The organism is Paraniabella hibiscisoli, from assembly GCF_022512515.1.
Classification (GTDB): Bacteria; Bacteroidota; Bacteroidia; order Chitinophagales; family Chitinophagaceae; genus Niabella; species Niabella hibiscisoli.
In genome coordinates this window covers 421,841-443,711 of record NZ_JAKWBK010000002.1, presented here as the reverse complement: position 1 = coordinate 443,711, position 21,871 = coordinate 421,841, and the positions used below count along the sequence as shown (strand labels likewise).

Genomic DNA, 21,871 nt, shown 5'->3' with positions numbered 1-21,871 from the left:
ATGAAACTGCTACAGGATATATTAGTTGTAGACTTCAGCCAGTTCTTATCTGGTCCTTCGGCGTCTTTATGCCTGGCAGATTTTGGTGCGGAAGTAATAAAGATTGAGAAACCGGGTACCGGCGATATTTGCAGGGAGCTCTATGTTTCGGATGTGATGATAGACGGAGAGTCTTCTATTTTTCATGCAATCAACCGTAATAAAAAAGCTACGCCGCCGATTTGAAGAATCCTGACGATGTATTCAGAATTAAAGAGCTGATTAAAAAGGCGGATGTGGTGATGCATAATTTTCGTCCGGGCGTTATGGAGCGGCTGGGCTTTGATTATGAAAGTGTGAAGGAAATCAATCCTTCGATAGTTTATGCGAGCATAACTGGCTATGGAGACGAAGGAGAATGGAAAAAACTGCCGGGACAGGATTTATTATTACAATCTATTTCGGGCCTTGCCTGGCTGAATAATAGTAGTACTGCTAATCCCACACCTATGGGCGTTTCTGTAGTGGATATGCTGGCAGGGGCGCACCTGGCTCAGGGTATACTGGCGCTTTTATATCAAAAAGGTGTTACGGGTGAAGGCGGAAGCATTGAAGTGAGTATGCTGGAAAGCGCTTTGGACTTCCAGTTTGAAGTATTAACCTGTTATTATAATGACGGGGGCAATTGCCTCAACGAAGCGCAGTAAATAGCGGACATGCTTATGTTGCCGCACCCTACGGTATTTATCAAACAAAGGATGATTTTATTGCTTTGGCTATGGCCGATATTATTCAGCTGGGCATATTGACAGGATGTGACGAACTGGCCATTTATAGCGAAAAAGCAGACTGGTTTGATAAAAGAGATGAAATAAAATCGGCACTGGCCCGCCATCTTCTCAACAATACGACGTCTTATTGGTTAGATATACTCGAACCGGCCGGTATCTGGTGTTCCAGGGTATTGGATTACGAGCAGTTGACAAAAGAGGAAGGCTACCAGGCTTTAAATATGGAAGTAGTTGTTAAAACGACTAATGGTATTTCCATTAAAACAACCAGGTCGCCTATTACCATAGATACTCAGTATCTGTCCGGAAGTACCGGAGCGCCGGGTTTGGGAGAACATAATAACGAAATTGACCTTAAATTTGAAATCGGTGTAAAACCCGAAATTATTGATGCCAAATAAGCTATAATGGCCTGGTATCGGTATTCAAAGATTGAAAGTCCATTATGATAATCGATACGCATGTACATATCTGGAATCTGGAACGGTCTGCCTATGACTGGTTGAAAGCTGCACCGGATTTACTCAATAAAAATTACAGTCTCGAAGATCTCGAAGAACTTCGTTTAACCGCTTCGGTAGAAGGCGGAATAATTGTGCAGGCTGATAATACCCTGGATGATACGGCATTGATGATAGAGGCTGCCGTGAAGCATGACTGGATCAAAGGTGTTGTAGGTTGGTTGCCGCTTTTAAATCCTTCGAAAACAGAGCAGTTATTGCAATCGGTGGTATCGGAAGAAAAATATTTTAAGGGTGTGCGGCATTTAATTCATGATGAGGCTGATGACCGTTGGCTGCTACAGCATGCTGTTATCGAAAGCCTGCAATTATTATCAGCACGTCATCTTCCTTTTGATGTAGTAGGTGTAAAGACTGCCCATATTCAGGCAGCGCTCGAAGTTGCTGCAAAAGTTCCCGATCTTAAAATGGTATTCGACCATCTTAATCAGCCACCTATACAGGCAGGAGAAAGATTCGGGGAATGGGGTAACCTCATGAAAGAAGCTGCAACAAATTCTCAATTTTACGCTAAGATATCGGGCCTGGGAACTACAGCCGGAAAAGAAAACTTTACGGTAGAAGGTATTAAACCCTATATCGATTTCGTATTGACTGAATTTGGCACCGATCGTTGTTTCCTGGGTGGCGACTGGCCGGTATCCTTATTAGGCGGTTCGTATGTAAAAACCTGGTCGGTATATAAACAGGTGATCGAAGAATTGGTTTCAGACGAACATACAAGAAACAGGATTTTCAGCGAGAACGCAGTAGCATTTTATAACCTTAACCTTTAAACGAGAGCCCCGGTTCTACAAACTACCTCAGGCATGCAACTATTTGGCGGTATATTTTTTCATGGAGTTGGAGCTGCTTCGGCATCCTTATGCTATACTCCCGAGAAGAAAGTAAAAGGCTGGAGCTGGCAAACTTACTGGCTGGCGCAGGCATCGGTTTGCTGGCTGCTGTTACCCATCCTGGTAGCATGGCTTACTATTCCATCTTTGGGTAAAGTGTTATCCGATGCTCCAGGTGAAGCTATGCGTAATTCTTTCCTGCTGGGTATGGCTTATGGTGTTGGTGGAACTGCTTTTGGCATGGCCATTAAACATATAGGCTTTTCTTTAACTTATGCCATATCCGTAGGTATATCCTGCGTTTTAGGAACCCTGGTTCCACCAATGATGGCCGGTACATTGGGCGAAGCGTTAAGTGGTACGGGAGGGCAGTGGATCTTAACCGGTGTGATCCTGGGTGCAGCGGGTATTGCGTTTTGTGGCCTCGCCGGTCGTTTAAAGGAAAAAGACGTTGCGCAAAACCAGGCTGGTTTTTCCTTTAAAAAAGGATTACCGCTTTGTCTGCTGGCAGGTGTGCTATCAGCTTTTTATGGTTTTGCCATCAATGCAGGCAAACCTATATCAGACATAGCAGCCAATTATGGAGCCGGCGATTTTCAGGTAAATGTAGTATACCTGTTTTCCAATACAGGAGCATTTGTTACCACATTAGTTTATACATTGTGGTTACATCTTAAAAATAAAACCCTTTCTGAATATGCATCCACCAAACAAAGTGGATTGGGAACTAATTACCTGATGGCTTTGATTACAGGCATGCTTTGGTATGGTCAGTTTTTCTTTTATGGATTAGGACATGTAAGATTGGGAAAATATGAATTTTCAAGCTGGGCCATACACATGATCATGCTTGTGTTTTTTAGCTCACTCGTTGGTGTTATTTTGAAGGAGTGGAAAGCTACGAGGGCTGTAACGCGCAAAGCACTTGGCTTTGCCCTATTTATTCTTTTATTAGCCGTAGTAGTGCTTACTTACGGTAATTACCTGGGAGGAACCTGATATGACTAATGATAAAGCGGGAGCACCGATTTGTATTATTGGAGCCGGCGGTATAGTAGCCGATGCTCATTTACCAGCGTACCAGATAGCAGGCTTTAAGGTTGCCGGCATAGTAAACCGTAATAAGCAGAAGGCGCAAGCTCTGGCTGAGAAATTTGGCATTGAAAAAGTTTATGAGAACCTGGAAGAAATGGTGGCAGCCCATGGTACGGATGTGGTATATGATTTTGCTTTGCCTGCATCGGAGATTATCCCCGTATTAGAATTGTTACCTGAGGGTGCAACCATACTGATACAAAAGCCTTATGGTGAAAGTCTCGAAGAGGCAAAAGCCATTCATGCGCTTGCTAAAAAGAAACACCTGTTGGCGGGAGTCAATTTCCAGATGCGCTTTGCACCTTATATGCTGGAAGCGAGAAAAATGATTGCCGATGGGAAGATAGGACCCATAACAGACCTGGAAGTGTATGTAAATGTGCATACGCCCTGGAATTTATGGGAGTTCTTATTTTCCAAAGAAAGAATGGAGATCAACTATCATAGTATCCACTATGTAGATCTGATCCGTTCTTTTTTAGGCACCCCTTCAAAAGTATATGCCCGAACTTTTAAGCATCCTGAAGCAACCCAACTGGCTTCGGTTAAGTCTAATATTATAATGGACTACGGCGATATGGTTCGTGCCGTAATTCATACGAATCATAATCATAATTACAGCTATCAGAAACAGGAGTCGTATGTGAAAATTGAAGGCACTCAGGGAGCGATTAAAATAACCTTCGGTGCATTGATCAATTATCCACACGGTGTGGCTGATAGTTTTGAATATATCATTGCTGAAGAAGGAGGGAAGGCGCAGTGGCAAACAAAAGTAATAGAAGGAACCTGGTTCCCTCATGCATTTATCGGCACCATGCAGCAGATGCAGTTGGCAAAAGCAGGTATCATTAATAAACCTGAAAATAGTATTGACGATGCGCTGGAAACAATGATCTGCGTTGAAGCAGCTTATAACAGCAACGGCAAAGGTGGCGTGATAACAGATGATTTTTTTGAACATAATAACAGATTCGGGCGAATGAGTAAAATGACCTGGCTGTTGGTATTCCTTATTTGGGCCAATACCTCTTCAGCAGCTATAGCAGAAAAAGTAGTGATTGTTAATCCCCTTCAAAAGCAACAGAGGGTTGTATACGGGGTAGACTTATTGAAAAGTAAACTGCAGCAGATCGGATACATGGTTTCTGTTGTGGCAACCGCAGGTAAGAAGGTTCCGGCTAATCAAACAACGATTTTTATTGACGCAAATTTTAATAGCGATCTTAAAAAAGAAGGATTTTCCATTCAGTCTTCAAAAAATATAACCCATATATCGGGTGCTGATGCTTCAGGTATATTATATGGCTGTTTAGAGCTGGCGGACCAATCATCTGAGTTGAAAAAATTGCCAGCTTCTCTGAACTTACAGGATGCACCTGAAATGGTATTGCGTGGCGAGTGTATCGGGTTACAAAAGCCTTACTATTTACCAGGTCGCACCGTTTACGAGTATCCTTATACACCCCAAACATTTCCATGGCTATACGATAAAAAGTTATGGATACAGGTGTTGGATTCGATGGTAAACAACCGTATGAACTCGCTCTACCTTTGGAATGGTCATCCTTTTGCTTCACTGGTTAAATTGAAAGATTATCCTTATGCGGTTGAGGTGGATGATGCAACTTTTAAAATGAATGAGGAGATTTTTGGTTTCCTCACAGCAGAAGCTGATAAACGTGGTATTTGGGTGATCCAGATGTTTTATAATATCATTGTTTCAAAACCCTTTGCCGAGAAGCATGGTATTAAAACACAGGAGCGGGAAAGACCCATTATTCCTGTTATTGCAGATTATACCCAAAAATCTATTGCAGCTTTCGTAGAAAAATATCCCAATGTAGGACTAATGGTGTGTCTGGGTGAAGCCATGGAAGGGGTGGGACAGGATGATATCAATTGGTTTACCAAAACAATTATACCCGGTGTAAAGGATGGTTTAAAAGCTTTAGGGAAAACTGAAGAACCTCCGATCGTACTGCGCGCGCACGACACCGATGCACCGGCAGTGATGCAGGCGGCTTTGCCACTTTATAAAAATTTATATACTGAAGCTAAATTTAACGGAGAAGCGCTTACCTACGACCGGCCGCGTGGGGCCTGGGCTGAGCTGCACCAGAAGCTAAGTAAGCTGGGTTCGGTTCAGATAGAGAATGTGCATATACTGGCCAACCTGGAACCCTTCCGTTATGGCTCGGCTGATTTTATCCAGCGTTCTGTAATTGGCATGCACGAAGTGATGGGCGGCAATGGCCTTCATCTATATCCACAGGCTTCTTACTGGGACTGGCCTTATGCTGCTGATAGTGTAAAAGGCGGCGCAAGGCTTTTACAGATCGAGCGTGACTGGCTTTGGTATAAAGCCTGGAGCCGTTATGCCTGGAAAGCCAAAAGAGAGCGTTCTGCTGAAGTTACTTATTGGAATCGCAACCTGGCCGATCAGTTTGGCGTATCTCAGGCTGATGGCGGCCATATTTTAAGATCTTACGAAGAAATGGGAGAGATTTCGCCCAAGCTATTAAGGCGTTTTGGTATTACAGATGGTAATCGTCAGACATTAAACCTGGGCATGTTGATGACACAGCTGATCAACCCTTATCGTTTTGGCCTCTTTACTTTGTTATACGAGGCGGAAAGTCCTGAAGGCGAGTCATTGGCCGAGTATGCAGACAAAGAATGGAACGGCAAACAGCATACAGGAGAGACTCCAGTTCAGATCATTAAGGAGGTAAAAGCACATGGGGACAGAGCAGTTGCGGCCATTGATGCAGTGAAACTAGTGAAAAAGATACGGATGAGTTTGAGCGATTAAAGAATGACGCATATAGCTATCGCGCTATGGCCTATCATTTTGCTTTTAAAGCAGAAGCTGCCTTGCTGGTCTTACGGTATAAGTATTCTAGCGACATAAAAGATCTGGATAAAGCCTTACCATTACTCAAAGAAAGCGTGAGATGGTATAAGGAGCTTACTGCGTTAACTAAGGGAACTTATCTATATGCCAACAGTATGCAAACAGGCGCCAGAAAGATTCCGCTAACCGGGCAGGGTGGAAAATATAAAAACTGGCATGATGTATTACCCGTTTTTGAAAAAGAGCTATCTGTATTTCAACATAAAATTGATTCCTTGAAAGAGGTGAAGCCCGGCGCAGCACAACAAGTAGTATTGCTGAAAAATGCAGGAGTTAAATTGGCCGCCGATAGCCGGTATTATACTATCGATAGCCTCGCACAACCTTTTACGGATACCAGCTTTGCGGTAAAATCATTTGCGGGAGAGCTAAAGGGATTGAAAGGTTTGAAAACATCTTTTAAACAACAAATCGCGAACGGAACTCAAATTTCATTTACTAACCAGCGACCTGTGAAGATATTGGTGGGATTTTTAAAACCTCAGAAAGCGGCCTTTACTGTAGATACCACCTATCTGAAGCAACCGGAACTGGAGACCAATGCTACAGCAAACGAATACGGGCAGGCAGATACTAAAATTGCTAATGCTATGATTATTCCGGGCATGCCACAATTACATGTACATACCTACGAGTTTAAGCCGGGTAATAATACATTGAAGCTGGCGAAAGGAGTAGCGTTGATACTGGGTTTTGTAGATGGAGATTCACCTTTGCGCATTTACGATGCTGGTTTATACGAAAGCGGCAACAGGAAGCAGGTAGACTGGCTGTTTGAATAAAGATGCCTGGAAGCTGAGCTGCTGTGTTAATATGTCGTCTTTACAGGACTCGTTGTTGGACTATTAAGAGCTGTGTTACCAATGCCAGGTCCTCCCAGGACCGAATGTTATTGAAAACATGGTTCGTATAATTTAGATCGATCTCCCGAGGACGTTATTCAGCCCCCTCATTTTCATATATCGATTTAGAAAAAATATATGGCAGTTATGTCATTAGTAGCACAATACCATAAGATCAGCAACATGGTAGAATAAGAGGTGTGCTTTGTTTTAAACTCCGTAGAAGCGACATATGATTAACAGAAAGCAAGGCACTTTGTTGACTCTACAGTTATACTGAAGCCTGTGTTGGGGGGATTCGTAAATCTTAAGTCCGTCAGTACTTACATATGGGTAGAAGGAGTTATAAATTGACTTATAAAGCTCCGTAGGAGCGACATATAATTAACAGATGAAAAGTTGGCCGGGCCTTCAATCACAAATAGTAAAAAAGTACAAGCTGAAAATAAATATCGCCATTAATTTTAAAGGAATGGCTGGTATCTTTATTGCGTTTCGCACAACGTTTTGAACCTAACATTATTATACGTTGTTAGCGTAATCAAATTAAAAGAAATTTAGTTAAACGATTCTATAGTATGAAGAGGTCTTGCCCCGGTATTATCCGTTCTTTTTTGTTTTTGATAGTTTGTTGCATAGGTGTTAGTGCAGTCGCCCAACAGTATTATGATGTTACGAAGTTTGGCGCAAAAAAGATAGCAGTGCCAAAGCTACACAGGCTATAAAAAAGCGATAGATGCTGCTGCGAAAGCGGGAGGCGGTACGGTGTATTTCCCTGCAGGAAAATATCTTACCGGCCCGATACATTTCAAAAGTAATATTACTCTTTTTATTGACGCTGGTGCTGAACTACATTTTAGCAATGATTTTGATGATTACCTGCCCATGGTAGAAAGCCGTTACGAAGGGGTAGATGTTACTAGCTTTTCACCATTATTTTACGCTAATAATGTAGAAAACATTGCTATCACCGGAAGGGGCATCATCGACGGCCACGGGAAAAAATGGTGGGATTTTGTAGAGGGCTATAAAGCTGATCAACCGAGGTCTAAATGGCAATATGAATTTGATCGTTTAAATAAAGATATCTTATTGCCCGACGATCCTAAACAGATGAAGAGAGGGTTCCTGCGCCCGCCATTAGTGCAGTTTATGAATAGCAAAAATATCCTGATACAGGGCGTTACTTTTCGTAATTCTCCTTTCTGGACCATCAACCCGGAGTTTTGCGATAACGTAACCATTCATGCTGTAACGGTAATAAACCCGCAGCGTTTGGCGCCTAATACAGATGGCATTAATCCCGAAAGTTGCAGCAACGTACGCATTAGTGATTGTTTCATTAGTGTAGGAGATGATTGTATCACCATTAAATCAGGTAAAGACCAGCCGGGCCGTGCCAAAGCCAGACCTGCTGAAAATTATTCAATCACCAATTGTACCATGTTGAGCGGTCATGGTGGTGTGGTGATCGGTAGTGAAATGAGCGGTGATGTAAAAAGATTACTATCAGCAACTGCATATTTGATGGTACTGATAGAGGTATTCGGCTTAAAACAATGAGAGGTCGCGGTGGTGTGGTTGAGGATATTCGCGTTGATAATATCATCATGAAAAATATAAAAGACCAGGCTATTGTGATGGATATGGAATATGGAAAGTCTTCGCCTGAACCTGTTACGGAGCGCACACCTAAATTCAGGAACATACGCCTGAGCAATATCACGGCTTATACGAATGAAGCGATGTATATTAACGGTATAGAGGAAATGCCTGTGAGTGAAATTAGTTTGCATGATGTAGTGTTTGAGGCGCAACGGGGTATTACCATCAGGAATGCCAAAGACATTCAATTGCATAATGTACGGGTGAATACCACAGTGGGGAGCTCATTGAAGACAGATAATGTAGAACGTTTACTTGTGAATGGTTTTGAAACTGCTAAACCGTTAGCAGATAAATCGGTTATTACACTCAACAATACCAAAGGAGCTTTACTTCAAAACAGCTGGCCTTTTGGTGAAACCAAAAAATACCTGGAAATAACCGGCGCGGATACAAAGGATATCAATTTACAAAATAATCTTTTTACCAACGAGTTAATACTGGTAGGAAAGGAAGTGGATACCAAAGAAGTTAAACGCAATTAGAAATATGCCTGCTAAAATATCTTTTTTAAAATTTTTGGTTTGCCTGGCCCTTGTAATGGATGCTGGAACTATCAATGCCCAGGACTTGAAGCTATGGTATGACAAACCTGCCACCAAATGGGTAGAAGCATTGCCCATTGGTAATGGGCGCATCGGAGCTATGGTGTTCGGCGGTGTAAAGAATGACCGTATCCAGTTTAATGAAGAAACACTGTGGACCGGCTATCCGCGTAATTACAACAAACAGGGTGCTTATAAATACCTTGACACGATAAGAGGATTATTGTTTGCGGGAAAACAAAAGCAGGCGGAAGAACTTGCCGGCAAGGAGTTTATGGGACTCAAATCCAACGAAGGAAACCGTGATGCATGGTTGAAAAAAATACTGTCGATTCTGCAGTTAAAAAATAATCCTTCGCAACCGGGCTACAACGATGCGTCCTGGAAAACGATGGCAGTCCCACATTATGAAGGTTGGGAAACACAGGGCTTTGAGGGGATGGATGGCGCCGTTTGGTTTCGTTACCAGTTCGATCTGCCTGCGAAATGGATAGGGAAGGATTTGAAGCTCGACATTAATAAAGTTGCAGATCAGGATTATACTTATATCAACGGAACCCTCATTGGCTCGCAGGCGAATGCAGATGCGCGTAATTATGTAATACCGGCTTCAGCCTTAAAAACCGGTAAAAATACTATCTCCATATTGGTAATTAATTTTACGAGTAAAGGAGGGATTATGGGCTATAAAGACGTGTCCAATCACATAGGCGTATACCCGGTAAATGAAAATGCACAACAAAAGTTGTCGCTCAATGGTCAATGGAAATATTTTATACAGGATATAGATGTTCCTGCTGTAGGGCAGTACCAGGCGGCTTATCAGCCTTTTGGTGATTTGAATTTTGTGTTTGATATAGAGGAGTCTGCTGTAAAAGATTATAAACGAGAGCTGGATATCTCCCGGGCAGTTGCCACCACGAGCTATTCATACAATGGCATTCAATACCAACGATCTTATATATCCAGTGCTGTAGATCAGGCGCTGGGTGTTCACTTCACATCCAATAAAAAAGAGCATCAGCTTTATAGCAGAGTTGAGCAGTCCTCATAAGTCTAATAGTATAAAAAGAATAGATGGTAATACCCTTAGCCTGGAAGTAAAGGTTAAAGACGGCGCTTTAAATGGTGTAAGTTATTTGAGCATTCGCGCAACAGGCGGATCTGTTTTGGTTAAAGACAACAAGTTGGTAATAACCGGTGCAGACGAAGTAACCGCCTGGCTTACCGCCAACACCAATTATAAAAACTTTAAAGACATAAGTGCCAACCCATTTCAGTTGGCCTCAGCAAGCCTCAATAAGTTGAAGAATAAGACCTGGCAGCAGGTTGAAGAGGTGCATGTTAAAGAGTATCAAAGCTACTTTAATACATTCTCGATTATTTTGGGAAATAACGGCGGTGAGTATTCGAACCTTACTACGGACAAACGCCTGAACGGGTTCGCATTAAATAATAGTGACCCTGATTTTGTGGCTTTATACCTGCAATACGGTCGCTACCTGTTAATCAGCAGCTCGCGGCCCGGCACTCGTCCGGCTAATTTGCAGGGTATATGGAATGACTTGCTTTCTCCGCCATGGGGTAGTAAATACACGACTAATATCAATGCTGAAATGAATTACTGGCCTTCGGATCTCCTGAATTTATCGGCTACACAACAACCTTTATTTGAAATGGTCCGCGAATTGTCAGTTTCGGGAAGGGAGACGGCAAAGCAATATTACAATGCGCCGGGATGGGTACTGCATCACAATACAGATCTATGGAGAGGCACTGCGGCTATTAATGCATCTAACCATGGGATCTGGGTTACCGGGGAGCCTGGCTTTGTGATCATTTATGGCAACATTATCTCTACACGCAAAGCACGCGGTTCTTAAAAGACACGGCTTACCCGCTGATGAAGAGCGCTGCTGAATTCTTTAGCGCTTTTCTGGTGAAGGATCCCAAGACAGGATATCTGATCAGTACGCCCTCTAACTCACCCGAACATGGTGGCTTAGTAGCTGGTCCAACTATGGATCACCAGATCATCCGGAATTTATTTAAGTCTGTAATAGACGCCGGAAATATTTTGAAAGTAGACGATCCCTTCAGGAAAAAGCTGGAGACGCAATATAGCCAGATCGCACCCAATGCTATTGGCCGTTACGGACAGTTACAGGAGTGGATGCAGGATGTTGATGATACAACTGATAAGCATCGCCATGTGTCTCATTTATGGGCGGTGTATCCGGGTAGCGAGATCAACTGGGAGCAAACTCCGGAGATAATAAAAGCTGCAAAACAATCACTACTATACCGTGGAGACGCCGCTACGGGTTGGAGCCTGGGTTGGAAGATCAACCTGTGGGCAAGATTTTTAGATGGTGATCACACTTATAAGCTGATACAAATGTTATTGAGCCCGGTAAAAGGTGGCGCGGGAAGCTATCCCAATTTGTTTGATGCACATCCGCCATTCCAGATTGATGGGAACTTTGGAGGCGCTGCTGGTATCGGCGAAATGTTGTTACAAAGTCATACTCAATATGTAGATATCCTACCTGCTCTGCCTTCTGCATTGCCGGATGGGGAGGCCAAAGGATTAAAGGCGCGGGGTGGTTTTGAGCTTTCCATAAAATGGAACAAAGGAGCACTGCAGGCGGTTACTGTGAAATCACTAGCAGGCCAACCGTTAAAGCTGCGCTATAAAGGTCAAACGATCAATCTTTCAACAGAACAAAACAGAACGTATCAATTTAATGGTTCACTTCAGCAACAATAAAGAATTAACTTTTTTTCGGCAGCTTGTATAAATGGCGTGTCTGTTTACAAACGTCGCATGGCAATGCTGACAGTTATACTGCTGACTATTGGAAACTGTTTGTTGGGTAGTGTTGCTATGTCACAACCCTTGGCCAAAAGAATAGCTATTGACCTGAATGCCAATTGGCGTACTATTGCGGGCAACGATGAAAACCCTATTGCACCAGCATTTGAATACAAATTCGATGATCGCCAATGGAAACAGGTAACGGTTCCACACAATTGGGACGACTATCACGGCTATCGTCGATTACTGCATGGTAACAAACATGGCGATGCCTGGTATCGAAAAATAGTCAAAATAAAACAGGCAAAAAAAGACAAATGTTTCTTCCTTTTTTCGAAGGAGTAGGATCTTATGCTACTGTTTACCTGAACGAAAAAAAGTAGGAGAACATTCCGGCGGTCGAACTACTTTTACCATCGATGTAACCAACTTTATAAAAACCGACGGCACAGATAATATACTGGCTGTTCGTGCCTGGCATCCATCGTTTATCAAAGACTTACCCTGGGTTTGTGGTGGTTGTAGTGATGAACGCGGCTTTAGCGAAGGTTCACAACCGATGGGCATTTTCAGACCAGTTCAGTTAATCATAACCAATGATCTGAGAATTGAACCCTTTGGTGTGCATGCCTGGGCTGAAATAGAGAACAATACAGCACTGCTGAATATTAATACCACTGTTAAAAATTATAGTGCGCAGCAAAAATCTTTTACCGTTGTTCATAACCTCGTCGATAAAAATGGTGTAACTATTCGTTCTGTTACCGAGCGGAAGGATCTTCAGTCAACAGCGAAGACGGAGTTGTTAACTAAGAATATCAATGTTGGTAAAGTAAATCTATGGTCGGTGGAAGAGCCTTATCTGTATAAGATCGTATCTATAATAAAAGCGGGAGGCAAAGAGATTGACCGGCTGGAAACAGATTTCGGATTTAGAACCATTAACTGGAAAACCGCAACCAACCAGTTTTACCTGAACGGGAAACCTGTTTTCATTAATGGTGTAGCCGAATATGAGCATTTGATAGGTCAAAGCCATGCTTTTTCAAAAGAGCAGGTGGTAGCGAGGGTTAAATGGCTGGAAGCGGCAGGCTTTAATGCCTTTCGTGACGGGCATCAACCACACAACCTGTTATATGGGCAGTTATTTAATCAGAAAGGTATTTTGTGGTGGACTCAGTTATCTGCACATGTTTGGTATGACACACCCGAATTTAAGGCCAACTTCAAACAACTGCTTAAAGAATGGGTTGTTGAAAGAAGAAATGACCCTTCGGTGGTGCTTTGGGGTTTACAAAATGAAAGCAAAATACCGGAAGCTTTTGCCAAAGAATGCACCGAACTCATCCGCGAGCTGGATCCTACTTCAGCTGCTCAAAGGTTGGTGACTACCTGTAATGGAGGAGAAGGCACCGACTGGGATGTGCCGCAAAACTGGACGGGCACCTACGGTGGCAACCCGGATACTTACGGTGAAGATTTAAAAAAGCAGATCTTGGTGGGAGAGTACGGAGCATGGCGTACGCTGGACCTTCATACAGAAGGTGGCTACAAGCAAAACGGTCCTGTTAGTGAAGACCGGTTTACCCAGCTGATGGAAAAGAAGGTTCGACTGGCAGAGTCTGTTAAAGACAGTGTGGCCGGCCATTTCTTCTGGCTGTTGACCTCGCACGATAATCCAGGCAGGGTGCAGGGAGGGGAAGGTTTAAGAGAACTGGATAGGATCGGTCCGGTGAATTATAAAGGTATGCTGACTCCTGGGAAGAGCCCACTGACATTTTTTACATGTTCCGTAGTAATTATGTGTCTGCCAAAAAAGAACCGATGGTTTATATCGCGTCACATACCTGGCCTAATCGCTGGACGCAGCCTGGTTTAAAGGATTCTATCATGGTTTATTCAAATTGCGACGAGGTAGAACTCTTTAATGATTTTGGCAAAATTTCTTTAGGTAAGCAGCAACACGGTGGATTCGGGACCCATTTTATTTTTAACAAAGCCAATGTTCAGTATAATGTTTTGTATGCAGTGGGCTATACCAACGGCAGGCCGGTAGCCAGGGACACGGTGTTACTGAATCACTTGCCTGAAGCACCTGGAATCGCTTCCTTAAAACCAGCAGGAACCGTACTGCTAAAACCTAAACCCGGTTTGAATTATGTTTACCGGGTTAATAGTGGCGGCGGCGATTACATGGATGAATGGGGAAATAAATGGGAGGCTGACAGGGCATTGCCGCAAAATGCAGGCCGTAAATATTGGGGTTCTTCTTCGTGGACCAGTGCCTTCGATAATATGCCGGCTTTTTTGCCAGCCAGCGTAGAACCAATGCAGCTATAAAAGGAACGAAAGATTGGGCGCTATTTCAATCATTCCGGTATGGACTTGATCAACTCTATTACCAGTTCCCGCTACCTAACGGTAATTATGAAGTTGAATTATATTTTGCTGAACCCTGGCTGGGTATCGGCGGATCGGTTGAAGCGTCGGGAATGCGTTTGTTTGATGTAGCCATCAACAATCAAACTGTTATTAAAGACCTGGATATATGGAAGGAAGCGGGTGCTAATAGAGCGCTTAAAAAGACCTTTACGGCAAAAGTGTCTGATGGTATATTAAGAGTTTCGTTTCCCAATACAAAATCCGGACAGGCCATTATTTCCGCTATTGCTATAGCTGCTGTTAATAAAACTGTAAAACCAGTGCCTGCGTTTGAAACGATCACGGATCTGAAATGTGATGGATGTGTCTATAAAGCCTGGCTGGATGAAGGGGACAAGCTTTTCACCAATAGAACTAACAGTATATACAAGCTGGCCCCGGCATTATTTGGTGCCGAATGGATCAGTTTGTCGCGGGCGGATGAAACAAAGCTGCAATTTACCGCGACTGATACGATTGATGTGTATCTGGCAGTTGAGAAAGGGAATACATTAATATTAAAAGATTTTGAACAGCTAAGTGATTCGATTATTAGTGATGAGAACGGAGGGGAGCGGTATGACATATATCGTAAACGATTTAAAACGGGAGCGCAGGTGTTAATAGATCAGAAAAAACTAGGAATGATTGGTATCTTACCTGCTACCGGCATGCAACCAGCATACGACCTGAAACCGACTACTTCTTATAAGGCTAATGTTGCTGCTACGAATAACAACGTAGCTAAAGAGGTTGTTTCGGGTGGAGAGCGCACCGTAGTAAAAAATAATGACTCTGCAGAAATAACCTGGCCGATAGCCACCGGTGTAGCCGACGTCTATTCTATAACTGTTAAGTATAATAGTCCGGCAGAACAGGATATAACAGGTTCTTTGCAATTATTCGATGTAAGCAGTAATAAAATGGTGGATGAAGCTGTAGTGTTTAAAACAACCAGGCCGGGTAAATGGAATTATATTACTATTAATACTGGAAGCATGATCAACGCCGGAAGCTATAAAGTGAAGTTGATCACAAAAAATGCAAACGGATTAGTCGTTTCCAATATTGATATACAATAAGCAGTTAATAATGCGACTATGAAGCAATATGGTTTAATTATATTTTTATCTGGAGCATTGGTCAACTCAACGCCCAGTTGGTTTCTTTACGCGTGGTGGATCCCCGCTGCGAGTATACAGTGAATCCTATTGGTATTGAAACTGCTCAACCTTTGTTAAGCTGGGAAATACAGGCTTTCGAAAAAATACGATGCAGGCTGCTTACAGGATACTAGTGGCTGATGACAGCGCATTACTGGTGAATGATAAAGCTAATATCTGGGACTCTAAAAAACTAAGCGCCAGCGATAATCAACAGGTATTACCAAAAGATATTCACATTAAGCCCGCAACAAAGTATTATTGGAAAATAATGGTTTGGGACCAGAAAGGGAATCAATCTGCTTTTAGCAGACCTGCATCCTGGCGAACCGGTCTTTGGAATGCAGAAGACTGGAAAGGTGCCCGATGGATTGCTTATAGCGAATTGCCGGATAGCAATAAATATGTTCCGTTAATGCACGGTAGCGGTAAAAAGAGTGGGGGGGAAGCGGCCTGATCTGCTGCCCTTATTCAGAAAGGATATCAGCATAAATAAGGAGGTAAAAGCAGCTACTGTATTTATTTCCGGCCTCGGCCATTTTGAAATGAGCATCAATGGCAGCAAAATCGGCGATAATTTCTTAGACCCGGGATGGACACAGTATGCCAAACAGGCGCAATATGTAACATTTGATATTACGGACAGATTGCGCAATGGCACGAATGCTTTGGGTGTAATGCTGGGTAATGGTTTTTATTATATTCCCGGAGAACGGTATCGTAAGATGACAGGCGCTTACGGTTACCCCAAAATGATTGCCCGTGTATTGGTAGAATACATAGATGGCACAGCAGAAAATATTGTTTCTGATGCTTCCTGGAAAACGGCACCTTCACCCATCTATTTCTCAAGCATTTATGGTGGAGAAGATTACGATGCCAACCTGGAAAAGAAAGGTTGGGATAAAATGGGCTTTAATGATGCAGCATGGAAAAATGCAATCACAACAACTGGGCCGGAGTTGGTAGCGCAGTTGGTATGCCCGTAAAAGTTATGCAACGTTTTACGCCGGTTACTCAAAACAAATTAAGACCAGGTGTATGGATTTATGACCTGGGGCAGAATTTTTCAGGAATTCCCTATATAGAAGTTCAGGGAAAAAGGGTGATACAGTGCGTATTATACCTGCTGAGCTTTTAACCGATAGTGGTACTGCCAATCAAAAACATACAGGTTCTCCGCATGTATATACTTATATCTTAAAAGGTGATGGCATTGAAAAATGGAATCCCCGTTTTTCCTATTATGGATTTAGATATTTACAGGTTGTAGGTGCAGAGCCTAAAGGATCTGCCTATAAAGAGTATCCAGTGCTTCAAAAAATAGAAGGATGGCATTTACGCAACAGTACTGCTGTTAACGGGAGCTTCCGCAGTTCCAATGATTTGTTTAATAAAACGCATCAACTGATTCAGTGGGCGCTGAACAGCAACTTTACCAGTGTATTTACCGACTGTCCGCATCGCGAAAAACTGGGATGGCAGGAGCAGGTGCATTTGATGGGTAACGCCATACAGCACAACTACGATATCGTTTCCTTCGCACATAAAATAATGCGTGATATACGCACGCAACAATTAACTGATGGATTAGTACCGGCTACTGTACCTGAATTTACAGAAATGCACTTTGCCGATGGCTATTTCAGGGATTCTCCCGAGTGGGGAAGTACTTCTATTATCTTTCCCTGGTATATGTACCAATGGACGGGAGATAAACGTCTGCTGACGGAAAACTATACCGCTATGCAGCGTTACTTCAAGTACCTGCAATCAAAAGATAGTAGCTTTATCCTGATGCACGGGTTAAGCGATTGGTATGACCTGGGACCTGACAGGCAAGGCTTCTCACAATTAACGCCCATGGGTTTAACTGCTACCGCTTACTATTATTATGATGCGCATTTGTTAGAACAGATAGCAACGGCATTGGGCAATAAAGAAGATGCAAAAATGTATCAAAAGATCGCACTGGATATTAAAGAAGCCTTTAATAAAAAATACTTTAATGCAGCTACAAAACAATATGGTTCGGGCAGCCAGACCTCAAACGCGATCCCATTATTTATGCAGTTGGTAGAGCCTCAACATTATGATGCGGTATTAGCGCACCTGGTAGAAGACATTCGCAACAAAGACAATCGTTTAACAGCAGGTGATATTGGTTACAGATATGTATTGAAAGCATTGGAAGCCGCCGGCCGGTCAGACCTGATCTACGATATGAACAGCCGTAGTGATATACCCGGTTATGGGTACCAGCTGGCAAAAGGTGCAACTGCATTAACAGAGTCCTGGCAGGCCTTGCCCACTGTCTCCAATAATCATTTTATGTTAGGTCATTTAATGGAATGGTTTTACACTGGCTTATGTGGTATTGGTCAGGCGCCGGGTTCGATTGGTTTTAAAGATATAGAAATAAAACCTCAGCCGGCAGGAGATATTAAAGAAGCAAAAGCCACCTATCATTCTGTAAACGGTTTGATTTCCGTAAACTGGAAAATAGAAGGAAACGTGTTCAAATTAGGAGTAGCAATCCCTCCCAATACAAAAGCTACTATTTACTTCCCTGCTGAATATAAGAAGCAGCCTGTAAAGATTGGCTCAGGCGCTTATGAATTCTCTGTAAAACAATAAAAATGAAGCATTGCATAATAGGGTTGATTTGTTTAACTATAACCGGTCTGCTGCAGGCGCAGCAACCCGCTGTAGTTCCGCAGGCGGAGATGCAAAAATATACGAAGAGGTAAAGACGCCGTATAAGTATGGCCTGGTGCTATTACCGCCGGATACCGGCAAGAAAATAGATTGCCCTACCGTTTATAAAGCCGGCAACACCTGGTACATGAGCTATATAGCTTTTGACGGTAAAGGGTATGAGACCTGGCTGGCCAGCAGCAAAGACCTGCTGAACTGGAAAAACCTGGGAAGGCAGATGTCTTTTACAAAAGAGGGTTGGGACCAAAACCAGAAAGCAGGCTACAATGCATTGGTAGATACTAAATGGGGTGGGAGCTATCAGTTAAACAAATATCAGGCTAAATATTGGATGTCTTATTTCGGGGGCTCTTCATCAGGTTATGAACCGGAACCGCTTTCAATAGGAATGGCTTATACCACTAAAAAGCCTACACAGGCATTTGAATGGCAGCGCCTGGATCACCCCGTGCTGTCCTCATCTGACAAAGATGTACGTTGGTGGGAGAACCGCAATAAACTGTTCAAGAGTTACGTCGTGGAAGACAAGGTTGGTCAAACGGGCCATCAATTTATTATGTACTATAATGCGGTGGGAGATTCTTTACCCAATAATAAGCCCACCCGCTGGTATGAACGCATAGGTATGGCTGTTTCCAATGATATGGTCAGCTGGAAGAGATATCAACGCGAGCCCGTAGTTCATCATTCAAGAGGTATTACGGGCGATCCGCAAATACAACAGATAGGTAATGTTTGGGTGATGTTCTATTTCGGTGCCTTTTGGAAAGGAAGAGAAACAGAGACTTTCAACCGGTTTGCCTGCTCTTACGATCTCATCAATTGGACAGACTGGAACGGGGATGATCTGGTGAACTCAACGATTGATATTGATAAGAAATATGCACACAAATCTTTCGTGCTAAAGCATAAGGGTGTGGTATATCATTTCTATTGTGCGGTGGATGCAAAAGATAACAGGGGCATAGCGGTTGCTACTTCAGCAGATAAGGGGAGTAGCCGTATTAAATTTTAAATAATGCTATATTAAAAGGTCGGTGTAAAGAAAGCTGCAGGGATTTAATATGGTAAATAAATGTGCTTTTTATAAACTGCATTAGCGAAAAGAGCGTAGTAAAGACAAGGAAAGGGTTCAAAATTCATTTGTGATTATGATTAAATATATAAGGTTGGTTCGATTTTGTTTCATGCTGATAAGCCTGATGCCATTGCTAAGCCAGGCGCAAAGCCCCGGCAGATAACAGACTTTAATAAAGGATGGTTATTTACTTTGGGTGATGACAGCAGTTATGCTAAAACAGGTATTGATTCAAAAAATTGGAGAAAACTGGATCTCCCACACGACTGGAGCATTGAAGGGAAGTTCGATTCAACACATCCTGCCCGCAATGCAGGAGGTGCCTTGCCCGGAGGCATTGGTTGGTACCGCAAAAGCTTTACTACCAACAGTGCAGGGAAGAAAGTATATATAGAGTTTGACGGTGTTCATAGAAATAGCGAAGTATGGATCAACGGGCAGTACCTGGGCAAATGGCCTTACGGCTATACTGCCTTTCGTTATGAGTTAAGTCGTTGGCTGAAACCAGCCGGTCAACTGAACACGGTAGCTGTGCGGGTCGATAATTCGCAACAGCCCAATTCACGCTGGTACACGGGATCTGGAATTTACAGGGATGTAAGATTAGTAGTTACCAATAAAACGGCCTTCAAACATTGGGGCTCTTTTATAACTACACCCGATGTGAGTAAGACGCGTGCAACTGTATCAGTTGAGCATGACATAAAGCAGGAGGGTAAAGGTACTTTGAAATTTATTTCGGCTATTTATGATGCGCAGGGCAGGAAGGTAAGTGAGTCAGATGCATCAACTAAAAAAATGACAAATATTACCAGGCAATGACAGTTGATCAACCACTTTTATGGTCTGTGGATCGACCTTACTTGTATAAAATGGTTACAAAGGTTTACCAGGATAGTAAATGGGTAGATGAGTATACATCTGTATTTGGTATTCGCTATTTTAATTTCGATGTTAATGATGGATTTTCTCTCAATGGCGAATATCTGAAAATACTGGGTGTTTGCCAGCATCACGACCTGGGCGCGTTAGGAGCTGCTTATAACGAATCTGCTGCTCGTAGACAATTAAGAATATTAAAAGAAATGGGTGTTAACGCCATTCGCATGGCACATAATCCTCCTGCAGCGAGGTTGTTGGATCTTTGCGATGAAATGGGCTTCCTGGTGATGGATGAGAGCTTTGATATGTGGGCTAAAAAGAAGAACAAGTTTGATTATTTCAGCGATTTTCCCGAGTGGCATCAACGAGACCTGGAGCACATGGTAAAGCGCGACCGCAATCACCCCTCCATTATTATGTGGAGTATCGGAAATGAAATACGTGAGCAGTTCGATTCAACAGGGATCACAATAACCCGGGAATTAGTTAAAATAGTAAAAGATATTGATACCACACGACCTGTTCTTTGTGCATTAAGTGAAAGTGACCCATCCAAAAATTACATTTATCAGTCTGGTGCACTGGACATGGTTGGTTTAAACTATAAGATCGATTCCTATAAAGATTTTCAGAAAAATTATCCAGGTGTAAAAGTGATCGCCTCCGAAAATGTATCAGGACTGGCGAGCCGGGGGCACTATGATATGCCATCTGACTCTCTTCGTTTATGGCCATCATCTTCACAGTTTAAATATGTAGAAAATGGTAACCCTGATTATACGGTTTCTGCTTATGATAATGTGGCGGCTTATTGGGGTGTAACCCACGAAAACAACTGGTGGCAGGTAAAACGTTATAAATACATGTCCGGGCTTTTTGTATGGAGTGGCTTCGATTTCCTGGGAGAGCCGGTACCTTATCCTTATCCTGCTCGTAGTTCTTATTACGGTATTATAGATATGGCAGGCTTTCCTAAAGATGTATATTACATGTACCAGAGCGAGTGGACTAATAAAACGGTACTACACCTTTACCCCCATTGGAACTGGAAGCAGGGCCAGTTAGTAGATGTGAAAGCTTATTATAATAATGCGGATGAAGTAGAACTTTTCCTAAACGGAAAGTCGTTGGGAAGAAAAACAAAAATAGATACAGCTTTTCATGTGATGTGGCGTGTACCTTATGAATCTGGTGAGTTAAAAGCCGTGTCTTACAAAAATAAAAAGCAGGTACTAACCAGGGTAATTAAAACAGCCGGGGCTGCTTACCGGTTAGAACTTTTGGTTGAAAATAAAACTATTGACAGCAAAAAAAATGAGCTGTCTTTTGTCACCGCCAGGGTAGTAGATAAAGCTGGTAACCTGGTTCCGGGCGCTGATCAGTTAGTAAAAATAAACATACAAGGCGCTGGTATAGTTGAGGGAATGGATAATGGAAATCCTGCAGATACGAACTCGCTTAAAGATGCACAGCATCATATATACAAAGGGTTATTGCTCGCAATGATCAAAGGGGTGAAGCCGGGTCAGTTGAAAGTTACCTTAAGTGCTGATGGACTGCTACCTGCAACTACTTTGATAACCGTAAAATAAATTTAACT

23 protein-coding genes and 1 pseudogene are annotated in these 21,871 nt (G+C 42.8%); all 24 read left to right on the top strand.

Annotated features, from left to right (window positions below; all coding sequences use genetic code 11):
• The 24 genes and pseudogenes from MKP07_RS40135 (at position 1) to MKP07_RS30770 (ending at position 21,863) form a co-directional block, all read left to right on the top strand.
• Complete coding sequence (locus MKP07_RS40135) at positions 1–225, top strand: CoA transferase (protein WP_262920023.1); 225 nt, start codon at positions 1–3, stop codon at positions 223–225.
• Positions 222–686 (top strand): CoA transferase, encoded by a 465-nt coding sequence (locus tag MKP07_RS40130; protein ID WP_262920022.1) that lies wholly within the window; start codon positions 222–224, stop codon positions 684–686. Before MKP07_RS40135 ends, MKP07_RS40130 begins: the two co-directional genes overlap by 4 nt.
• Positions 665–1,171, top strand: a complete 507-nt coding sequence (locus tag MKP07_RS40125; protein WP_262920021.1) for a CoA transferase — start codon at positions 665–667, stop codon at positions 1,169–1,171. The genes MKP07_RS40130 and MKP07_RS40125 overlap by 22 nt, the downstream gene beginning before the upstream one ends.
• Positions 1,172–1,215: 44 nt before the next feature.
• Complete coding sequence (locus MKP07_RS30860) at positions 1,216–2,067, top strand: amidohydrolase family protein (RefSeq protein WP_240851924.1); 852 nt, start codon at positions 1,216–1,218, stop codon at positions 2,065–2,067.
• A gap of 33 nt (positions 2,068–2,100) precedes the next feature.
• Positions 2,101–3,126, top strand: coding sequence for an L-rhamnose/proton symporter RhaT (locus MKP07_RS30855; RefSeq protein ID WP_240851922.1), 1,026 nt, complete (start codon positions 2,101–2,103; stop codon positions 3,124–3,126).
• Position 3,127: 1 nt separating this feature from the next.
• Positions 3,128–6,037, top strand: a complete 2,910-nt coding sequence (locus MKP07_RS30850; protein WP_240851921.1) for a Gfo/Idh/MocA family protein — start codon at positions 3,128–3,130, stop codon at positions 6,035–6,037.
• A gap of 26 nt (positions 6,038–6,063) precedes the next feature.
• On the top strand, positions 6,064–6,921 hold the full coding sequence (locus MKP07_RS30845; protein ID WP_240851920.1) for a hypothetical protein: 858 nt from the start codon (positions 6,064–6,066) through the stop codon (positions 6,919–6,921).
• A gap of 825 nt (positions 6,922–7,746) precedes the next feature.
• Positions 7,747–8,544 carry a glycoside hydrolase family 28 protein gene (locus tag MKP07_RS41580; RefSeq protein WP_317236148.1) on the top strand — a complete coding sequence of 266 codons (798 nt, stop codon included), beginning with the start codon at positions 7,747–7,749 and terminating at the stop codon, positions 8,542–8,544.
• A complete protein-coding gene (locus MKP07_RS40115) occupies positions 8,484–9,131 on the top strand; it encodes a glycosyl hydrolase family 28 protein (protein ID WP_317236171.1) in 648 nt (215 codons plus the stop codon). The genes MKP07_RS41580 and MKP07_RS40115 overlap by 61 nt, the downstream gene beginning before the upstream one ends.
• Positions 9,132–9,135: 4 nt before the next feature.
• A complete protein-coding gene (locus tag MKP07_RS30835; RefSeq protein ID WP_240851919.1) occupies positions 9,136–10,245 on the top strand; it encodes a glycoside hydrolase N-terminal domain-containing protein in 1,110 nt (369 codons plus the stop codon).
• Positions 10,181–11,646: pseudogene (locus MKP07_RS43230) on the top strand (glycosyl hydrolase family 95 catalytic domain-containing protein); the annotation flags it as partial. The gene MKP07_RS30835 and the pseudogene MKP07_RS43230, both read left to right, overlap by 65 nt.
• 54 nt (positions 11,647–11,700) lie before the next feature.
• A complete protein-coding gene (locus MKP07_RS43225) occupies positions 11,701–11,961 on the top strand; it encodes a glycoside hydrolase family 95-like protein (protein ID WP_394803736.1) in 261 nt (86 codons plus the stop codon).
• Between the two features lie 63 nt (positions 11,962–12,024).
• Entirely contained in the window at positions 12,025–12,354 is a 330-nt protein-coding gene (locus MKP07_RS30820; RefSeq protein ID WP_240851916.1) for a hypothetical protein, read from the top strand.
• 214 nt (positions 12,355–12,568) lie between these two features.
• Complete coding sequence (locus MKP07_RS30815; protein WP_240851915.1) at positions 12,569–13,888, top strand: glycoside hydrolase family 2 protein; 1,320 nt, start codon at positions 12,569–12,571, stop codon at positions 13,886–13,888.
• Between the two features lie 11 nt (positions 13,889–13,899).
• Entirely contained in the window at positions 13,900–14,349 is a 450-nt protein-coding gene (locus MKP07_RS30810; RefSeq protein WP_240851914.1) for a DUF4982 domain-containing protein, read from the top strand.
• Positions 14,346–15,512, top strand: a complete 1,167-nt coding sequence (locus MKP07_RS30805) for a malectin domain-containing carbohydrate-binding protein (protein WP_240851981.1) — start codon at positions 14,346–14,348, stop codon at positions 15,510–15,512. The genes MKP07_RS30810 and MKP07_RS30805 overlap by 4 nt, the downstream gene beginning before the upstream one ends.
• 92 nt (positions 15,513–15,604) lie before the next feature.
• On the top strand, positions 15,605–15,727 hold the full coding sequence (locus tag MKP07_RS43890) for a glycoside hydrolase family 78 protein (protein WP_449589537.1): 123 nt from the start codon (positions 15,605–15,607) through the stop codon (positions 15,725–15,727).
• On the top strand, positions 15,703–16,050 hold the full coding sequence (locus MKP07_RS30800) for a glycoside hydrolase family 78 protein (protein WP_240851913.1): 348 nt from the start codon (positions 15,703–15,705) through the stop codon (positions 16,048–16,050). Before MKP07_RS43890 ends, MKP07_RS30800 begins: the two co-directional genes overlap by 25 nt.
• A complete protein-coding gene (locus MKP07_RS30795; protein ID WP_240851911.1) occupies positions 16,031–16,582 on the top strand; it encodes an alpha-L-rhamnosidase N-terminal domain-containing protein in 552 nt (183 codons plus the stop codon). Before MKP07_RS30800 ends, MKP07_RS30795 begins: the two co-directional genes overlap by 20 nt.
• A 5-nt stretch (positions 16,583–16,587) precedes the next feature.
• Complete coding sequence (locus MKP07_RS30790; protein ID WP_240851910.1) at positions 16,588–16,734, top strand: hypothetical protein; 147 nt, start codon at positions 16,588–16,590, stop codon at positions 16,732–16,734.
• Entirely contained in the window at positions 16,707–18,230 is a 1,524-nt protein-coding gene (locus tag MKP07_RS30785; RefSeq protein ID WP_240851909.1) for a family 78 glycoside hydrolase catalytic domain, read from the top strand. Before MKP07_RS30790 ends, MKP07_RS30785 begins: the two co-directional genes overlap by 28 nt.
• Before the next feature lie 10 nt (positions 18,231–18,240).
• Positions 18,241–19,326, top strand: coding sequence for a glycoside hydrolase family protein (locus MKP07_RS30780; RefSeq protein ID WP_240851908.1), 1,086 nt, complete (start codon positions 18,241–18,243; stop codon positions 19,324–19,326).
• 165 nt (positions 19,327–19,491) lie between these two features.
• Positions 19,492–20,211, top strand: a complete 720-nt coding sequence (locus tag MKP07_RS30775; protein ID WP_240851907.1) for a sugar-binding domain-containing protein — start codon at positions 19,492–19,494, stop codon at positions 20,209–20,211.
• On the top strand, positions 20,208–21,863 hold the full coding sequence (locus MKP07_RS30770) for a glycoside hydrolase family 2 TIM barrel-domain containing protein (RefSeq protein ID WP_317236147.1): 1,656 nt from the start codon (positions 20,208–20,210) through the stop codon (positions 21,861–21,863). The genes MKP07_RS30775 and MKP07_RS30770 overlap by 4 nt, the downstream gene beginning before the upstream one ends.
• Positions 21,864–21,871: the final 8 nt, after the last annotated feature.